General features: G+C 75.5%; 13 protein-coding genes, 1 pseudogene and 1 riboswitch. Of the genes and pseudogenes, 6 read left to right on the top strand and 8 right to left on the bottom strand.

Going from position 1 to position 17,466, the window contains the following annotated elements:
• Positions 1–5: 5 nt before the first annotated feature.
• From ACWDBB_RS00975 to ACWDBB_RS00965, 3 genes are all read left to right on the top strand, one after another.
• Positions 6–1,304, top strand: a complete 1,299-nt coding sequence (locus ACWDBB_RS00975; RefSeq protein WP_392876490.1) for an MFS transporter — start codon at positions 6–8, stop codon at positions 1,302–1,304.
• Positions 1,305–1,365: 61 nt separating this feature from the next.
• Positions 1,366–2,178, top strand: coding sequence for a dimethylargininase (gene ddaH / locus ACWDBB_RS00970; RefSeq protein ID WP_449787589.1), 813 nt, complete (start codon positions 1,366–1,368; stop codon positions 2,176–2,178).
• 162 nt (positions 2,179–2,340) lie between these two features.
• Positions 2,341–2,568, top strand: a complete 228-nt coding sequence (locus ACWDBB_RS00965; RefSeq protein WP_449787588.1) for a hypothetical protein — start codon at positions 2,341–2,343, stop codon at positions 2,566–2,568.
• 66 nt (positions 2,569–2,634) lie between these two features.
• On the opposite strand, the gene ACWDBB_RS00960 is transcribed toward ACWDBB_RS00965, so the two are convergent.
• Positions 2,635–5,769: an AfsR/SARP family transcriptional regulator gene (locus ACWDBB_RS00960; RefSeq protein ID WP_449787587.1), complete on the bottom strand. Its 3,135-nt coding sequence runs from the start codon at positions 5,767–5,769 to the stop codon at positions 2,635–2,637.
• 260 nt (positions 5,770–6,029) lie between these two features.
• On the opposite strand from ACWDBB_RS00960, the gene ACWDBB_RS00955 reads away from it, so the two are divergent.
• Positions 6,030–7,181 (top strand): hypothetical protein, encoded by a 1,152-nt coding sequence (locus ACWDBB_RS00955; protein ID WP_449787586.1) that lies wholly within the window; start codon positions 6,030–6,032, stop codon positions 7,179–7,181.
• Positions 7,182–7,256: 75 nt separating this feature from the next.
• Positions 7,257–7,399: riboswitch (SAM riboswitch) on the top strand.
• Between the two features lie 200 nt (positions 7,400–7,599).
• Positions 7,600–8,313, top strand: a complete 714-nt coding sequence (locus tag ACWDBB_RS00950; protein ID WP_449787585.1) for an IclR family transcriptional regulator — start codon at positions 7,600–7,602, stop codon at positions 8,311–8,313.
• 60 nt (positions 8,314–8,373) lie between these two features.
• On the opposite strand, the gene ACWDBB_RS00945 is transcribed toward ACWDBB_RS00950, so the two are convergent.
• From ACWDBB_RS00945 to ACWDBB_RS00930, 4 genes are all read right to left on the bottom strand, one after another.
• On the bottom strand, positions 8,374–9,627 hold the full coding sequence (locus tag ACWDBB_RS00945) for a threonine/serine exporter family protein (protein ID WP_449787584.1): 1,254 nt from the start codon (positions 9,625–9,627) through the stop codon (positions 8,374–8,376).
• Between the two features lie 417 nt (positions 9,628–10,044).
• Complete coding sequence (locus ACWDBB_RS00940) at positions 10,045–10,797, bottom strand: phosphotransferase family protein (RefSeq protein WP_449787583.1); 753 nt, start codon at positions 10,795–10,797, stop codon at positions 10,045–10,047.
• Positions 10,798–10,897: 100 nt separating this feature from the next.
• On the bottom strand, positions 10,898–11,923 hold the full coding sequence (locus ACWDBB_RS00935; RefSeq protein ID WP_449787582.1) for a HEAT repeat domain-containing protein: 1,026 nt from the start codon (positions 11,921–11,923) through the stop codon (positions 10,898–10,900).
• A 378-nt stretch (positions 11,924–12,301) separates the two neighbouring features.
• Entirely contained in the window at positions 12,302–12,895 is a 594-nt protein-coding gene (locus ACWDBB_RS00930) for a DUF4291 domain-containing protein (RefSeq protein ID WP_449787766.1), read from the bottom strand.
• A 490-nt stretch (positions 12,896–13,385) separates the two neighbouring features.
• On the opposite strand from ACWDBB_RS00930, the gene ACWDBB_RS00925 reads away from it, so the two are divergent.
• Entirely contained in the window at positions 13,386–14,303 is a 918-nt protein-coding gene (locus ACWDBB_RS00925) for a hypothetical protein (RefSeq protein WP_449787581.1), read from the top strand.
• 153 nt (positions 14,304–14,456) lie between these two features.
• Here the strand turns inward: ACWDBB_RS00925 and ACWDBB_RS00920 are convergent, their stop codons facing one another.
• From ACWDBB_RS00920 to ACWDBB_RS00910, 3 genes and pseudogenes are all read right to left on the bottom strand, one after another.
• Positions 14,457–15,866 carry a serine/threonine-protein kinase gene (locus ACWDBB_RS00920; protein ID WP_449787580.1) on the bottom strand — a complete coding sequence of 470 codons (1,410 nt, stop codon included), beginning with the start codon at positions 15,864–15,866 and terminating at the stop codon, positions 14,457–14,459.
• 11 nt (positions 15,867–15,877) lie between these two features.
• Positions 15,878–16,645: a serine/threonine protein kinase gene (locus tag ACWDBB_RS00915; RefSeq protein WP_449787579.1), complete on the bottom strand. Its 768-nt coding sequence runs from the start codon at positions 16,643–16,645 to the stop codon at positions 15,878–15,880.
• Between the two features lie 443 nt (positions 16,646–17,088).
• Positions 17,089–17,466: pseudogene (locus ACWDBB_RS00910) on the bottom strand (peptidoglycan DD-metalloendopeptidase family protein); the annotation flags it as partial.

Here is a 17,466-nt window from a genome sequence, read left to right as displayed (position 1 = left end):
CCGCGATGACCACCACCGTCCCGATCGAGTCCCCGGCCGCCCCGCCGGACGGCCCGCGCGGCCGCTGGGGCCTGTGGGCCCACGGGGACTTCCGCCGGCTCTGGATCGGTGAGACCACCAGCACCCTCGGTACGGCCGTCGGGAGCGTGGCGCTGTCCCTGGTGGCCGTGGTCACCCTGGGCGCAGGACCGCTCGCGGTGGGCGTGGTCAACGCCGCCGCCTGGCTGCCCTGGCTGTTCCTCGGTCTGCCGGCCGGCGCCTGGGTGGACCGCTGGCCCCGGCTGCGGGTGATGCTGGTCTGTGACCTGCTGCTGCTCGTCCTCTTCGGCAGCGTCCCGGTGGCCGCCTGGCTGGGGGCGCTCTCGCTCGCCCAGCTGGTGGTGGTGGCGCTGCTGACCGGGGCGGTGAAGGTGTTCTTCTCCACCGCCTACGGGGCGGTGCTGCCCACCCTGGTGGCCAAGGCCGACCTGCTGGAGGCCAACGTCAAGCTGCGCTCCGGGGCGTCGGCGGCGGAGATCGCCGGCCCTGGCGTGGCCGGTCTGCTCGCCCAGGCCCTCGGCGCCGCCAGCGGGATGCTCGCCGACTCGCTCAGCTACCTGGTGTCGGCGGTCTTCCTGCGGCGGATCAGGACGGAGGAGCGCCCCCCGCCGGTGTCCGAGCGGCGCGGCATCCCGCGGGAGATCGGCGAGGGCGTCCGGTTCCTGCTGCGTGACCCGTACCTGCGCACGTTCGCCTGCTTCGCGGCGGTCGGCAACCTGGGGCTGAACGGCATCCAGGCGGTGCAGACGGTCTTCCTGGTGCGCAGCGTGGGGATCGAACCGGGCGCGGTCGGCGCGGTGTTCGCCCTGGTGAGCGTCGGCGGGCTGGCCGGCGCGATGCTGGCCGGGCGGATCGCCCGCCGGCTGGGCACCGCGCGCGGGCTGCTGGTCTGCGAGCTGGTGGTCGCGCCCTTCATCCTGCTGCTGCCGCTGGCGGGGGAGCGGCTGCCGCTCGTGGTCAGCGCGCTCGCCTGGGCCGTCGCGGTCTGCGGCGTGGTGGCGGGCAACGTCCTGGCCGGCAGCTTCTCCCAGGCCTACTGCCCGCCCGAGCTGATCGGCCGGGTCCGAGCCAGCTCCGCGACCCTCAACTACAGCGCGATCCCGGTGGGCGCCCTGCTCGGCGGCTGGCTCGGCGAGACGATCGGCGCGCGCGGCACCATCTGGCTGATGGCGGGCGTGCTGCTCTCGGCCGGCGGGGTGCTGCTGGCCAGCCCGCTGCGCGGACTGCGTGACTTCCCGACCCGGCCGTCGGCCCCCGCCGCCTGAGCGCACCACCCCACCTCCCCGCCGCACCTCCCGTCCCACCTGCCGTCACCCGGAGGCCCCGATGACCCGCACCGCCCGTCCGCGCCACTACCTGATGTGCCGTCCGACCCACTTCGAGGTCAGCTACGCGATCAACCCGTGGATGGACCCGGCCAAGCCGGTGGACACCGACCTCGCCGTCGCCCAGTGGGAGCGGCTGTACGCCCTCTACGGCGAACTCGGCCACCGGGTCGACCTGATCGACCCGCTGCCAGGCCTGCCCGACATGGTGTACGCGGCCAACGGCGCCACCGTGGTGGACGGCAGGGTGCTCGGCGCTCGCTTCCGCAACGCCGAGCGGGCGGCCGAGGGCCCGGCGTACCTGGAGTGGTTCCGCGCCCGGGGCTTCGAGACCCGCGATCCGGAGCACGTCAACGAGGGCGAGGGGGACCTCCTGCTGACCGCCGGCCACGTGCTGGCCGGACGGGGCTTCCGCAGCGTGGCCGACGGGCACGCGGAGGCCCAGGAGTTCTTCGGCCGGCCGGTGGTCGGTCTGGAGCTGGTCGACCCGCGCTACTACCACCTGGACACCGCGCTCGCCGTGCTCGACGGCGACGAGATCATGTACAACCCGGAGGCCTTCTCGGCCGGCAGCCGCGCCGTCCTGCGCCGGCTGTTCCCGGACGCCCTGCTGGTGGACGGGGCCGACGCCGGGGTGTTCGGCCTCAACGCGGTGAGCGACGGCCTGCACGTGGTGCTCCCGGAGGCGGCCGTCGGCCTGGCGGCGCGGCTGCGGGAGCGCGGCTTCCGGCCGATCGGGATGGACCTCAGCGAACTGCTCAAGGGCGGCGGCAGCGTGAAGTGCTGCACCCTGGAGATCCGTTCGGCGGCCTGAGCCGCCGGATCGGGCGGTGCCGGGCACCGGTGATCCCTGGCGATGCCTGGTGATCACCGGTGCTCGGCCGTAGATCGGCCGTTGAACGCTCCCGGCCAGACTGGTGCCACACCACGACGGAACCCCTTCCCACCAGGGAAGCGAGCCAAGGGAGCAGCAGAGATGACGCAGCGTCCGGCCACCACCCGCACCCGCCTCCGGCTGTTCACGGTCGGCCTCGGCGTGGCCCTCACCCTGGGCGCCGGCCTCTCCGCCACGGCGGCCGTGGCGGAGACGGTGGACAGCGGGACGGCGGCGGTGGTGAGCGGCGACGCGACGCCCACCCCGACCCCGACCCCCACCAGCACCGGGCACGGCAGCACCGGCGACTGGAACAGCACCGGCTCCTGAGCACCGGCTCCTGGAGCAGCACCGGCTCCTGAGCTCAGCGAGGAAACCGCCCGCAGGATCGATTCCTCAGCAGCCCGAGGACAGCCGGTCGGCGGCCCGCCGCCCACCCGGCAACGACCGGCCCGACGCGGCCGAACCCTCCCCCAGGGGCAGCAGCCCCGCCACCTCCCGCGCCTCAGGCAGCCCCAGCCGCACGAAGATCCGGTGCGCCTCCCGCAGCCGGACGTCCGCCTCGGCCCCCCGCCCGAGGTCGGCCAGCGTCCGCCCCAGCACCACCAGCGCGTGGCCCTGGTCCCGCTCGGCGCCCAGCTCCTCGCACAGCTCCAGCGCCCGCCCGGCGTGCTCCAGCGCCTCGTCCGTCCGGCCCAGCGAGCGCAGACTGTCCGCCATCCGGTAGCGGGCGTGCCCGGCCCGGGCCCGCAGACCGGCCGCCGAGGCCACCGCCAGGCACTCGCCGAACCAGGTGACCGCCTCCTCGTGCCGCCCCAGCCCGTGCAGCGCCAGCCCCAGCACGTACAGCGTGTACGCCCGGCCCGGATCGTCGTTGCGGGTCCGCAGCTCGGCCAGCGCCTCGTGGCAGATCTGCACCGCCTCGGCGGCCCGCCCGCTGCGCACCCGCGCCAGCGCGGCGTTCACCGTCGTCACCAGCGCCCCGGAGCGGTGGCCGAGTTCGCGCGCCAGCAGCAGTGCCTCGTCGTAGTGCCCGACGGCCTCGTCGTAGCGGCTGAGGAACTGGCAGACCAGGCCGAGGTCGTTGAGCGCCTGGCGCAGGATCACCGTGTCGCCCGCCTCGCGGGAGGCGGCCACCGCCAGCCGGGAGGCGACCTCCGCCTCCTCCAGCCGGGTGGTGGCCAGGGCGACGTTGCCGCGGAGGAAGTGCGCCCGGCCAGCTGCCCGGTGGTCGGCGCGATGGGCCGCGGCGGCGGCCAGGGCCTCGGCGGTGGTGGCCAGTTGGCGGCTGGGCGGGGCGAGGAGGAACGGCGTGAGCGCGATCAGCAGGTCGATCGCGGCGCCCAGCGGGTCGGGGGCCGAACCCTCGGTGCCGTCGTTCGTCATCGTCCAGCCCGCCACCTGCGCGGCCAGCGCGATCGCCCCCGAGCCCTCCGCCTCGGCCCAGGCCCGCGCCCCGTCCGGGCCGTCCAGCGGGACGCCCGCACCGCGGGCCGGCCCGAGCGCCCCGGCCGCCGGGTCCCCGGGGACGGCGTGCTGGAAGGCCGTGCACGCGGTGGCCAGCAGGTGGTCCAGCATCCGGTCGCGGGCCGCCACGGCCGCGCCGGGATCGTCCGGACGGCGCCGGGCGAACGCGCGCAGCAGGTCGTGGAAGCGGTAGCGGCCGGGGAACGGCGACTCCATCATCGCCACGTCCACCAGGGCCTCCAGCAGGTCCTCGGCGTCGTACTCGTCCAGGTCCAGCAGGGCGGCCGCGGCTTGCAGCCCGAGGTCGGGGCCGTCCACCGAGGCGGCCAGCCGGAACGCCCTGGCCTGGGCGGGTGTCAACTGGCGGTAGCTCAGCTCGAAGGCGGCCCCGACCTCCAGGTCGCCGATGCGCAGCTCGTCGATCCGGCGGCGTTCGACCGCCAGCCGGCGGCCCAGCGTCTGTACCGTCCAGCTCGGCCGGGCGGCCAGCCGGGCCGCCACGATCCGCACCGCGAGCGGGAGGTGCCCGCACATGAGCAGCAGTTCCCGGGCGGCCTCCGCCTCGGCGGCCAGCCGCTCGGCGCCGATGGTGCGGCCCAGCAGTTCGAGCGCCTCCTCGGGCTCGAAGACGCCGAGGTCGGCCTGGACGGTCGCGGGCAGGCCGGACAGCCGGGTGCGGCTGGTGGTGAGCACCGCGCAGCCGACCGCGCCCGGCAGCAGGGGTCTGATCTGCGCGGTGTCGTGGACGTTGTCGAGCACCAGGAGCAGCCGCCGGCCGTCCACCACCGAGCGGAACAGCGCCGAGCGGGCGTCCAGGCCGTCCGGCACCGCGTCGGCCGACACGCCGAGCGCCACCAGGAAGCCGCAGAGCACCGCCTCCGGATCGGCCGGGGTGGCGTCGGCGCCCCGCAGGTCCGCGTAGAGCTGCCCGTCCGGGTAGGCGTCGCGGACCCGGTGGGCGACGTGCAGGGCCAGCGCGGTCTTGCCGACCCCGCCCATGCCGACCACGGTCGCGATCGCCAGCGCCTGTTGGCCCGGTGCGCCGAGGGCCCCGCCCAGCCGCTCGACCAGCGCCGTACGTCCGGTGAAGTCCGCGGCGTCTGGCGGAAGTTGGGCCGGTCTGGGGGCGCCGCTCCCGGCCGGGGCGACGGGTGCGTCCGCTGCCGCCCGGGCCTTGGCGCGCGGGTCCGACGACTCGGCGCCGGGCGCGCCGGGCTCCGCCGCTCCGGAGCCGGGCGGGACGGAGGCCGGCGGCACGGAGACGGGCGGGGCCGACCGCGGCGCGACGGCCGGTGCCGGGGCGGCGAGCGACGGGTCGCCCTCCAGGATCCGCTGGTGCAGCAGGTCCAGCTCCGCCCCCGGCGCCACGCCCAGTTCGGCCAGGAACAGCTGACGCGCGCCCCGGAACACCGCCAGCGCGTCCGCCTGCCGTCCGGCCTGGTACAGCGCCCGCATCAGCAGCCCGTAGGCCCGCTCGTGCAGCGGGTGCTCGGTGGTCAGCGAGGTCAGCTCCGGAATGCACCGGGAGTAGCGGCCCAGCGCCAGGTCCAGCGCGATCCGCTCCTCCAGCAGGGTCAGCCGGAGCTCCTGCAGCCGCTGGCGCTGGCGCTGCGCGAACGGGCCGGGGATGCCCGCCAGCGGCTCGCCCTGCCACAGCTCCAGCGCCTCGTTCAGCAGGTCGCGCGCCTGCTGCGGCTCCCCGGCCGCCGCCGTACGCTCGGCCTGCCCCGCCAGTTCCTCCGCCTGCGCCGCGTCCACCGCGTGCTTGGGCAGCACCAGCCGGTAGCCGTCCCCGACCGAGGTCAGCACCGTCGGCGCGTCCGGCTCCTCTCCGTGCAGGACCTTGCGCCACCGCCAGGCGTACGTGCGCACCGTCGTCATCGCGGTGCCCGGCGGCTCCTCGCCCCACAGGGCGTCGATCAGGTCGGTGGCGCTCGCGCCGTGCCCGGGCCGGAGCAGCAGCACCGCCAGCATCGCCTGCTGCTGGGGGCTGCCCACCTTCAGCGCGGTCGTGCCGCGCTGCGCTCTCATCAGTCCCAGCACCGAGAACCGGAATTCATCCATGACTGCACCTGCCCGCCTCATGTGCTCGCCCCCGCCCGCGCACGTGCCGTCCCCCGATTTGATGAGCCCCTATCAACCCACGCCACCGGGCGTGGTGTCGAGAGATCGTCGACCCGGTGGTGATCCGGTGTTGATCGGCCGTCACCACAATCGGTGGTGTGGCACCCGCCGCCGGCCAGGCCCCGGCCGTCGGACCCGCCACGTCCCCGGCCGCCCGGCCGCCGCCCGGGCGCCCCCACGGCTCTCGGAGGCGGACGCCCATGGACACCGACCTGCTGCACACCGACCGGCCCGACACCGCCTCGTCCGGCACCGACCCGTTGACCAGCGACCTGCTCCACCGGCTGCTCGACGTCGACCCGGCCGCCGGGCCGGCCGAACTGCTCCACCGCGCCCGCGCCGACCGCCACCTCCCGTACCTGGTGCTCGCCGCGCTCTCCCGCGAGGGCGTGCGGATGGGCGGGCACGCCCGGGCCGAGCTGCAGCGCGCCCGCGACCGGGCCCAGTGTTACGCCCGGGTCGCCCGCGACCTCGCCGACGCCACCGGTGTCCGCCCGATCCGGGACCTCCCCCTGGCCGGCTACTACCCGCCGGACCTGCCCCGGCCGCTGGGCGGGCTCAGCCTCGTCAGCCCCACCGAGGCGACGCTCTGGCAGGCCGTCAACCGTCTGGTCACCGACCACCCGGTGGAGTCCGTCGAGGTCACCCTGCTCGGCGAGCGGCCCCGGCACACCGCCGTCACCCTGCGCTGGCCGGCCGAGGACCCGCTGCTCGACCCCTGGTACCAGGTGCGGGTCGCCACCGCCGCCCTCACCGGCGACCTCGCCACCGTCCCCGTCCGCCCCTACCTGGCCGCCGACGAACACGTGGAATGCCTGATCGCCCTCGCCGAGGAGGGGCTCGCGCGCACCTTCCTGACCGGCGACGTGATCGACGTGGCCCAGCTCGCCGGACAGCCCTTCGACCCCGCCGAGACCGCCGCGGTCCTCGCCGCCTACCGGCTCGCCCCGGAGGCCGCCGCCCTGCTCGACCTCGCCGCCGAGCACGTGCCGCTCGGCTCCCTGCGGGACGTGCGCACCGTCCTGGAGGCCGAGGTCGGCCCCGAACTCCGCCGCCGCCGGACCCTCACCCGCGCGCACCGGCCGCGCGGGGGGACCCTGCTGCGCCACGGCACCCTGCTGCGCCGCACCGTCATCCGGCACCAGTGGGACGAGGCCCTGCTGCTCCCGGCCGGCGGCGCCACCCTGCTGCTCACCCCGGTCGCCGACTACCTGCTCGGCGCCGAGGGCACCCGGCCGACGGCGCCGGAACGCGCCGCCGCCCTCGCCGCGCTGCGGGCCTGGGACACCACCGCCCCCGGCGGCCCGGACCCGGCCCCGCGCACCGGACTGTCGGAGCCGCGCCACCGCTGAGCGGGCCCGCCCCGCCCGCCGTCGAGAGCAGGGGGGCTTGGCAGCGGGCCCGGGGAGTCTTGTATCGTTCCTGGCGAATCATCCAGAGGGGTGGAGGGACCGGCCCTACGAAGCCCCGGCAACTCCCCGTTCGACCCGGCGTCCGAAGTACGCGCCGTGCCGTCCGGGATCAGTGCCAACTCCGGCCTGTCGCCAATGTGGCGCGGGAAAGATGAGGAGACACGGTGCTCTCTGTGCTGTCCTTCGCCCGGGCGCTTCCCGCCCCGGCGCTTTCGCGTACCCGTCTCGTGCCCGGCGCAGGCAATCGGCCGACTTCCGCGGCCCGTCCTCGCTGACCACCCCCCGGCTCCCCGCCAGGAGCCGCCGTGAGCAGCGCCGACCCGCTGCTCCCGGGCCTTGAGACTGGAGTACCCCACCCATGGAGAACACGAGCGGCGTCGGCGTGCTCGACAAGGTCACCTCGATCCTCGGGATCCTGGAGGCGGGCCCCGCCACCCTCGGCGGCCTCGTCGCGGCCACCGGCATGGCCCGCCCCACCGCCCACCGGCTGGCCGTCGCACTCGAACACCACCGTCTGGTCAGCCGGGACGTGCATGGCCGGTTCATGCTCGGCCCCCGGGTCGGCGAGCTCGCCGCGGCCGCCGGCGAGGACCGGTTGCTGGCCGCGGCCGGCTCGGTCCTCACCCAGCTGCGGGACCTCACCGGCGAGAGCGCCCAGCTCTACCGCCGGCAGGGCGAGGTACGGATCTGCGTGGCCGCCGCCGAACGCCTCACCGGCCTGCGGGACACCGTCCCGGTGGGCATCACCCTCCCCATGAAGGTCGGCTCCGCCGCCCAGATCCTGCTCGCCTGGGAGGAACCCGAGCGCCTCCACCGCGGGCTGCAGGGCGCCCGCTTCACCGCCACCGCCCTGAGCGGCGTACGCCGCCGGGGCTGGGCGCAGTCCGTCGGCGAGCGCGAACTCGGGGTCGCCTCCGTCTCCGCGCCCGTCCGTGGCCAGTCCAACCGGGTGGTGGCCGCGGTCTCGGTCTCCGGCCCGATCGAACGGCTCACCCGCCACCCCGGCGCCCAGCTCTCCCAGGCCGTCGTCGAGGCGGGCCGCCGCCTCACCGAGGCCCTGCGCCACGCCTGACGGGATGGGTGGCGGACCCGAATCCGCCACCCATCCCGGCCGGGGTGCCGCCGCCCCGGGTCAGGCCCGGGACAGCAGCACGGCGCGGGAGGGGCGGGGGATCCGGCTGATCACCGCGCCGATCAGCGTGCCGATCGACACCCCGAAGACCGCCGACACGGCCGCCAGGACCGACTGGGCCCCGTTCCCGACCTCTATCTGCGCCGTGTTCAACAGACCGAAGGAGCCCGGCACCACGATCCAGAACGCCGGCAGGTAGAGCACCTGCCAGAGCGGACCGCCCGGCAGCCAGTGCACCAGGGTGGCCGCGACCGCGGCGGCGACCGCCCCGGCCAGGCCGCCTATCGCCGCGCCGTGCACCGACCCCACCGCCACCTGGGCGGTCACGCTGACCGCGATCACGGCGACGATCCACGGGATGGCCGAGGGCGGTGTGTGGACGTTGACCACCACGCCGGCCACCGCGATCGCCAACCCCAGCGCGATCACCCACCAGCTGGGCTTGGCGACCTGGACGTTGGCCAGCGCGGTGGCCGGCATGCCGATCGCCGTCGCGGCCGCGGCCACCCCGGCGAGGAACAGCGCCAGCTGGACCGCGCCGGACACCAGCCTGGCCGTGCCCGCGCTGGCCGCGCCCGCCGCGATCTCGGACAGCCCGGTGACCAGCAGCCCGCCCGGCAGCAGGATCGCCAGGGTGGCCACGATCGTCCGCAGCGGGCCCTCCAGCAGCGAGGCCCGCGCGAGTGCCAGGACCAGCAGGGCGACCAGGAAGCCGGCCGTGACGGGCAGCAGCGGCCGCAGGTACGGCAGCCGTCGGGCGAGCACGGTCAGCCCCACCACGATCAGCGAACCGAACCCGGCCGCCAGCACGTTCGCCGCCGCCGGCTGGAGGAAGAGGCAGACCCCCACGCCGACCGGCAGCGCCCCGAGATCCGCCACCCACGCGGGCCAGCGGGCCGGCGCCCGCCGGATCCGGTCCAGTTCGGCCAGCGCCCGGGGCCCGTCGAGCTCGCCCGTCCGCAGCCGGTGCACCAGGTGGAGGACGTCGGCCGTCTGCTCGAACCGCAGCGCGCCGCCGACCGGCTGGAACCGGGTGGCCCCGTCCGCGTCCAGCGACACGAACAGCCCGTTGGTCAGCGCGGCGACCCGCACCTCCGGAGCCCCCAACGCCCGCCCCAGCCAGTGGAGTTCCTCTTCGACGTCATGGACGGGCAGGCCGCCGCCGAGCAGGGCCTCGCCGAGGTCGAGGAGCAGGCGGCGGAGCGGTTCGGGCGGGGCATCGGTGACCCGGACCAGGGAAGACGTGCTTGACATGGCAGGTATCGTCCCATCCCGCCCGAATCGGTCCGACTGTGCCCCGGTCTGTTCGGTTGCCCGCTGACTTCCGACGGCCCGGCCCCAGAGGCCGGCCCGGGAACACGAGCGCGCCCCGCCCCCCGCGGCGACGGGCCGCCAGTGGTCCCTGAGATCCCGGACGCCGAAGAGGCAGGCGAAGGCGGCGTAGTCCCGGGTCATGCCGAGCAGGGACGGTTCGATGGCCGGGTACCTTGCCGTCTCCTCGACGCCGGGGCCAGCACCCGGGTGCGGCACTCCACGAATCCGTGAACAGTCGTTCCCACGGCCCCTTGTGCCGTGCCGCGCACCACCCCGCGCAAAGGAAGTCGGCGGGGCCGACTTCTCACGTTCCCGGCTTCGGGGTGTTCCGGGAGTGGCCGGCGGATATCGAGGGCTTCACATCCGGGATCTCAGCACGTCGACCTCACAGCCCGGTGTGTAGGGGTCGAAGCCGTGCCCGATCAGCCAGCGGACCGCCAGCAGGCTGCGCAACGACCACCACGCGTGGATCACGTCGACGTCGACGCCGGTGTCGGTGCCGTAGCCGGCGATGACGTCGTCGAGGTGCTCCTCGTGTCCGAGCGTGAAGGTGGCGAGGTCGTACAGGGCGTCACCCCGGCCCGCCTCGGACCAGTCGATGATGCCCGTGACCTCGTCGCCGTCGACGAAGACGTGCGCGATCTGCAGGTCGCCGTGCGTGAACGCCGGGGACCAGGGCCGGAGTGCGGCCTCGGCGACCCGGCGGTTGCGGGTGACCAGGTCGGCGGGCAGGACGCCGTCCGTCACGAGGGATTCGCACTCGTCGTCGAGTTCCGCCGCCAGCGCGGTGATGCTCCGCCCGGCCCGTCCCGGCCAGGACGGCAGCGGCGCGTCGTGCAGCTTCCGGATGGCGGCGCCCGCCGCGGCCCACGCCGCCGGCGACCCGGTCGACGGCCCACCGAGGCGCCCGAGCGTCGTCCCCGGAACCGCGGCGAGCGCGAGCACGGGCGGCTTGCGCCACAGGACCTCCGGGGTCGGGACCGGCGCCAGGGACATCGCCTCGACCTCGACGTCGATGCGCGCCTGGTCGGCGTCCACCTTCAGGAACACGTCGCCGACCCGCAGAGTCGCACGCTCGGAATGGGCGACGACGACTTCGACCTCATCCATGGGCGACCAGTATCCCGGGGAAGGTCGCCGACGTCGCCGGGTTTCGCCCGCGATGACGTGGCCGACCTCGCCCCGCTGCCGGCACTTTCGTCAGGAGTGCTCAGCGGCCGATTGCCAACGGGTGGTCACCGCCCACCAGTTCGGCCGCCCGCTGGGGATCGCCGTCCGCCCGCGCGAGCAGTGCGGCGACGTCGTAGACCGGTGCGTCGGGGCCGCTGCCGAGGCCGAGGGTCAGGCCGGGTTCGCAGCGGGTCGCCCAGACCGCGGGCGCCAGTTCGGGCCGCAGCCGCTCCAGCGTGCGCACCAGTGTCCAGGCGGCCTCGTCGTGCCGGGCCCTGCGCGCCGGATCGCAGGCGGCGACGGCCTCGGCGACCCCGTGGTCGTCCGGGGCGTAGTCCTCCAGGAGCGGCAGCAGTTCGGGGGCGCCCAGGATCTCGGCCGCCCGGAAGGTGAGCACCTCGGCGCCGTCGGGGTCCGCCAGCAGCTCGCGCAGGAGCGCGGCGGCGCGCGGGTCGCGCCGCCGCGCCAGGCCACGGATGCCCTCCGCGCGGGCGTCCGGATCGGAGTCCCGCGTCCGTTCCCAGAGGGCGGCCCGGACCGCCGGAGTGTCGGCCCGGGACTGGAAACCGAGCGAGAACGTCGCCCAGTCGCGTACGTCCGGGTCCGCGTCCCGGGTGAGGGCGACCAGCGCGCGGACTTCCGGCCCGTCGGGCGGCCCGTCGGCGAAGCCGCCGAGCGCGATGGCCGTCCGCTGGCGCACCCCGGAGTCCTCGTGTTCGGCCAGAGCCACCAGGACGGGTGCGGCACGGGGGTCCTCGGTCTGCTCCAGGGCGCGTGCCAGCGAGCAGAGGACGTCGGGGTCGGGCTCCCGAGCGGCCAGGGCGGTCAGGGTGACGGCGACTTCGGCCCGGACGTCCTCGTGGGCGTCGCTCGCGAACCCCAGCAGATCGCAGCCCAGGGCCCGGTCCGGTGGCTGAGGCGACCGGAGCAGGTCGACCGCGCGCGCCACCGCGCCGTGAGCGTCGGTTTCGGCGGCGCGCCGCAGCAGGTCCTCGCCCGTGTGCCGGTCAGGCGCCTCGAGGGCCTGTCCGACCAGCTCCGCCACCGTGTCTCTGCCCATGTCCATCCGGGCAGTCTCGCGCACGGAGCTCACTCGCGCACGGCGGTTTCCGCCCGGCCCGTCAGCTGAGTGCGCGGGAAGTCGGCTGAGTGCGCGGGAAGTCGGCGGGGTCGACTTCTGGCGCGGTCGAAAGAGCCGACGAGGTGCTCGGCATGAGGGGCCTGCTCCATCGCCGCGATCCAGGCGGGCGAGTTCCCGAGCGGGAACTGACGCCCCCAGGTCGCCCCTTGCATCTGCGACCGCCTCGGGAGCACCCGTCCTCCCACGGCGCCGTCGGACAGCCCCGAGGCCCCGCCCGGCAGGGCTGTCCTTGCTCGACACAGCCGACTCGGAGCCACCGATCCGACAGTTCCTGGTGCCCCCGGTCGCGTTCTCGGTACCGGCTCAGCAACCCAGGTGGGTCAGCAGCGTGTCGCCCGCCGGATACGGTCGTTCGGCGGGAAGCAGCCTCCGCGCGGCGTCCAGGTCCCCGTCCCGCACGTGGGCGTGAATGGTGTGCGCGAGCGCCGTGACGTCGTCGATCGCGACGATCCACTCGTCCGCGTACCGCCCAGCCGCCTCGCCGGCGAGGCCGAGCTGAAGCGACCGATGGGCCAGCGGCCGGAGGTGCAGATCCCGTTCGGGATCCCACTGCACCCGGGCCGGGGACCGCTTCAACTCGCGCTTCCAGGAAGCCCGGTCGGAGTGCAGTCCGTGTTCGTAGTGGGACAGGCAACTGTTCTCCAGGGCCCATTCGAAGCCCTCGCGGGTGATCTCGATCGCGAGGACGGTCTCCTGCCCCTCCTTCCGCGCCCACCCGCAGCGGTACATCATCCAGAGGAACGACGGCTTGATCCACGTCATCCGCTCCCTCTTCCACGCCGCCGGAAACCGATCGTCCCGCGCGGCGGGCAGGCCGATCTCAGGCCGGTACGCCTGGTAGACGGTCACCGTGGACGCCGTGTGGAGGGCGCGGATCTGCTGCTTGGGTTCTGACACGGTGACCAGGATCAAGGCCCGGCGAGTCTCGCGCCAGCGGATTTCCCCGGCCCGGCGGGGCCGACGGAAGAGCCGCTGTGACTTCGTTCGCTTTCATGAACTGTGCCTCGACCGCATGGAGCGACTGGACCTTTCCGGCGTGGTCCGCTGACCCGATGACGCGGACGGGTCCACCGCTGGTCGGACGTGTGCCCCTGCTGTCGGCCTGTCACTCGAAGCGGCGAACCCGGCGCGGAGCCGTTACGGGCGCGCCGGTCGGCCGCCGGGCGGACCGGAGGCCGACGGGAGGCCGACGGGAGGCCGATCGCAGGCCTTACGGCGGCCCACCGCGCCCCGGCCGGAGGCCGATCGGGGCGGCCGGAACCTCGGACGGCGTCCGATCGCTCGTTGACGGTTTCACCCGAAGGGACGACCGCGGACCGGCCGCCGGGTGGCCCCGACCGGTATAGGTGACGTGATCCATCGTTCGGAGACCACCTGCGAGGGGCCCATGACCGATCCGACCGACACGTCGTCAAGGACGGCAGCCGAGAAGCCGCCCGCCGCCTACGCCCCCAGGGTGGCCCTGATCCGGGGCGCCATGGAGGTCGGCGAAACGGTTCTCGCCGCTCGCCTGGCCGAGGAGCTCCATCAGCACGTCGCCCTGGAGCGCGGTGCCACGCACCCGGAGGCGCTGCGCGCGCAGGAGGTGCGGGCGTACGTCGCGGCGGTCGGCGGGGACCCGGGCCTGGCGGCCGACCTGTTCACCGGGACCGCCACCGCGTGGGCCGACCAGGGGGCGTCCGAGCAGTGGGCGGCTTCACGCAACGCGGAGGTCTGCCGGCGCCGGGTGGAACTGCTGGAGTCCGAGCCCTCGGCGGACGCCGGCGCCGGGCGTCCGCCCCTCTGCCCGTCCCCGGTCCGGGCGTTCGGGCGTGGCGCCGTCGTCGCGGTCGTGCTGGCGACGGCACTGCTCTCGGGGGCGGCGGACGCCGGCCCGCGGGCCTACCTCGGAATGGGCCCGCGACCGGCGCTCGACGACCAGCCGGTCGCCCCCGCCGTCGTGGGGGCCCTGAAGCACTCCGCGCCGTCGCCCTCCCCGGCGCCGGTCCCCGCGCCGCCCCCGCCGGAGCCGACGGCCGCGGAGCCCGTCCCCACGCCGGACGCCGCGCCCACCGACGAGCAGGAAACCCCGGCCGCCGAGCCGGGTGAGGACGGTGCCCGGCCGGGTCAGCGGCCGCACTTCCCGGGCGCTCACCACCGACCGCGGCCCGCCCCCTCCGCCGCTCGGCCGCCCGGCCAGGCCACCACCGCCGACACGGACCCCTGCGCCGCCGCCCGCGCCTACGGCGGCCCGTTCCTCGGTTCCCTCGTCGAGCTCTGCCAACGCGCCGCCGGAGCGGCCGGCAGGCGGTCACCCGCTCCCTGACCCCCGTCCTCCGGAGAGGGAGGTTCATCCGCTGCTCGGTGACGGCGGCGCCGTCGAGCCCGAGCAGCGGGGCACCCCCAACGCGGGCCGGCCGAGCGGCGGGTGGCCCGGCCGGCGGCGCTCACGGCCGGCGGCGCTCACGGCCGGCGGCGCTCACGGGCAGCGGAGCAGGGCGGGGCGGTCCCTGGTGCGGACGGCGGGGAGCCACGCGGTGGTGGAGGAGCCCGGCAGACGGATGCGGTACCAGAGCGTGGAGGTGAGGTCCTCCTCGTTGATGACGGGGAGGCCGGCGGGCAGTTGGCAGTCGGCGTCGAGGGTGTCGTCGTGCCAGACCCGCTCGGGGACGACGTTGTCGGCGGTGTAGGGGCGCAGGGGGTCGACGGCGAGGCCGAGGCTGCACTGGGGGTCGCGGTCGGTGCGGTCCTGGCAGCCGCGTTCGGCGTTGAAGACCCGCACGTGGGCGAGTCGTCCGGGCGGTCCCGGGTGCGGCCACAGGGCGGTGACGGTGGCGGCGGCCGTGGCACAGGAGGCCAGGGCCAGCAGGGCGGTGCGCGGGCGAGGACGCCGGTACGGGCGGCGGGGGCGGTGCGGGCGCCGGTCGGGGCGGTGGGCGCGGATGCGGCCGAGCAGGATCTCCGCGGTGTGCGGGGCGCGGGCGGCGTGGCTGGGGGCGAGGCAGTCGGCGGCCAGGGCGCGCCAGAACGGGGGGACGGCCGCGGCCAGCCGCAGGGCGGCGCGGCCTTCCGCGTACTGCTGGGCGGCGGCGCAGCGGGCGGTGGGGGTGGTGCCGGGGAACGGTCGGCCGCCGGCGGCGAAGACCTCGTGGATCACGATGCCGAGCGCCCAGATGTCGTCGGTGGTACGGACCTTGACGCCGTGTTCGCCGAGCGGCTCCCGCCAGCGCTCCGGCGGGAGGTAGTCGGGGGTGCCCATCGGGGCGCCGTGGCCGTGGGTGCCGGTGAGTTCGATGGCGAGGCCGAAGTCGGAGAGCCGGACCTCGCCGTCGGCGCCGACGAGGACGTTCTCCGGTTTCAGGTCGGTGTGGACCCAGCCGGAGCGGTGCAGGTGGGCCAGGCCCTCGCAGATGCCGGTGACGATCCGGGCGCCCTCGGCCTCGTCGACGCCGGTGGCGAGCAGGTCGCGCAGGGTGCACCGGGCGCGCTCCATGACCAGGACGATCGCGCCGTCGAGCGAGGGCTGGTCGGGGGCGGCCAGGACGAGGGTGTCGAGCAGCCGTACCAGCCGGGGGTGCGGGGCGGTGCGGGCCAACTCGGCTTCGCGCCGGGCGGCTTCGGCGACCTGGCGGGCCTGGCGGGGGGCGAGTCCGGCGGTCGGCAGCACCTTGAGGGCGACGGTGTCGTCCGGCTCGTCGGTCTCGCGGTCGGTCCGGTGGTCGCTCCCGCGGTCGTTCCCGCCCTCGGTCCGGTGGTCGGTCCGTCGGGCGGCGTACACCGTGGCCCAGGCGCCCTCGCCGATCGGCCCGGTGACGGTCCACTCGCCGACCCTATGGCCGGCCGGCAGCAGTTCCTCGCTGTCCACGGGGAAGGCCGGATCTTGCAGCATCGCCGCCCTCCCTATCGTCCGGACCGGCCGGGGCCGGGGCCAGGGCCCGGCAGGAGCGCGAGGTGCTCCTCGCGAACGATGCCGAACTTCAGGGCGATCCCCACGACGGCCTCACGCTTGCCGCCGCGGCGGTCCGCTCGGTCGCCGTCGGGCAGGTCGATGCGGAGCTTCTCGTCGGCGAGGTAGTCGAGGTGCGAGCTGACCGCGCGGGCGGTGAGCCGGGCGCAGGCGGGGTGGCCGTGCAGCCGTGCGACCACCTGCGGGGTGGTGGGAACGGCGGCGGGGGAGTGGTCGCGCAGCCACGGCTCGCAGAGCGCGACCAGGACCAGGAAGTAGGTGGCGGTCTCGTCCAGCGAGTACGCCGTCATGGTTCGGCTCTCCCGGGAGCCGCCGCGGGTGTCCGGGTCCAGGTAGACGTGGTCGGGTGCGAACACCTGGAAGGACAGCGGGGTCTCCCGCCGGGACGGCAGCACCACGCGGGAGAACTCGAAGGGGATCGGCGCGCCGACCCGCCGTGGTGGCACCCGCAGGTACTCGCCGGCGCCCTCCGGGTTCTCCACCAGGTAGGCGTGGGTGTTGCTGAGGTTGCTCAACTGCCAGTGGTCGTCGGTGGCGTGGATCTCACCGGCCAGCCGGGAGACCGACTCGTCGCCGAGCCGCAGCTCCACCGGGGTGTGGGCGGATCCGCGACCGAAGCGCGCCCGCTCTCCTGGGCCGAGCCGCAAGGTCACCGGGGTGTCGCCGTTCCCCGCCGGCAGGTGGACGACGATCCCGCTCACCGCTGCCCCGTCCCGCGCACCGCGCCTCCGTCCCCGCACACCGTCCCCGCACACCGTCCCCGCACACCGTCCCCGCACACCGTCCCGCGTGCCGTGCCGGCTCAGGTCGGACGGACGAACGGTACCTCTTCGCGTACGACAATAAACCGGAGCCGCAGGCCACTTGACAAGGTGGCAGCGGAGTGCACGGGTGTTCGGTCAGGGCATCGGCGCCCCCGCGCTCAGGGCATCGGCGCCCCCGAACGCGGCGGTGCCGCCGGGCGGTCGCCGAAGGCGGCCCACGGCCGCCGGCCGCCGCCGACCCACGGGTGGGGTCCGGCGGCGGCCGGCGGATGCCACTGGCGCGGTACGGCCCGCGAGCGGGAGCACGAGTGCTCCCGCTCCGGCCGCCCACAGCAGGCCACGCCTGCCGATCGGGTGCATCGCTGTGCTCCAGGGCGTTGTCAGGGCACGGCGGGTCCGGGGGTGGTGTTCAGCCAGGCCCAGTCGGACCAGGTGGAGAACCCGGTCTGCCAGCGGTGGTGGACCCCGTCGGTGTTGGAGCCGAACACCTCGATCCGGCCGTCCGCGTTGCCAGCCGCGCCGATCTCGGTGCCGCCGGTGCCGAAGGTGTCCCACTGGCCGTACGGCGCGTTGACGCCGGTCTGCCAGATGTGCTGTGCGGTGCTGCCGTTGATCGCGAACACCTCCACCCGGCCGTCCGGCGAACGCTCACTGGTCAGCTGGGAGTCGGCGGGGCCGCCGGTGGGGTCCCAGCCGGACCAACTGGTGGGGTTGGTCTGGTACTTGTGGTAGACGCCGGCGGGTCCTGAGGCGAAGAC

The organism is Kitasatospora sp. NPDC001095 (genome assembly GCF_053598615.1).
Note: the sequence above shows the minus strand (reverse complement) of the source record. Positions and strands in the feature narration are given on the sequence as shown.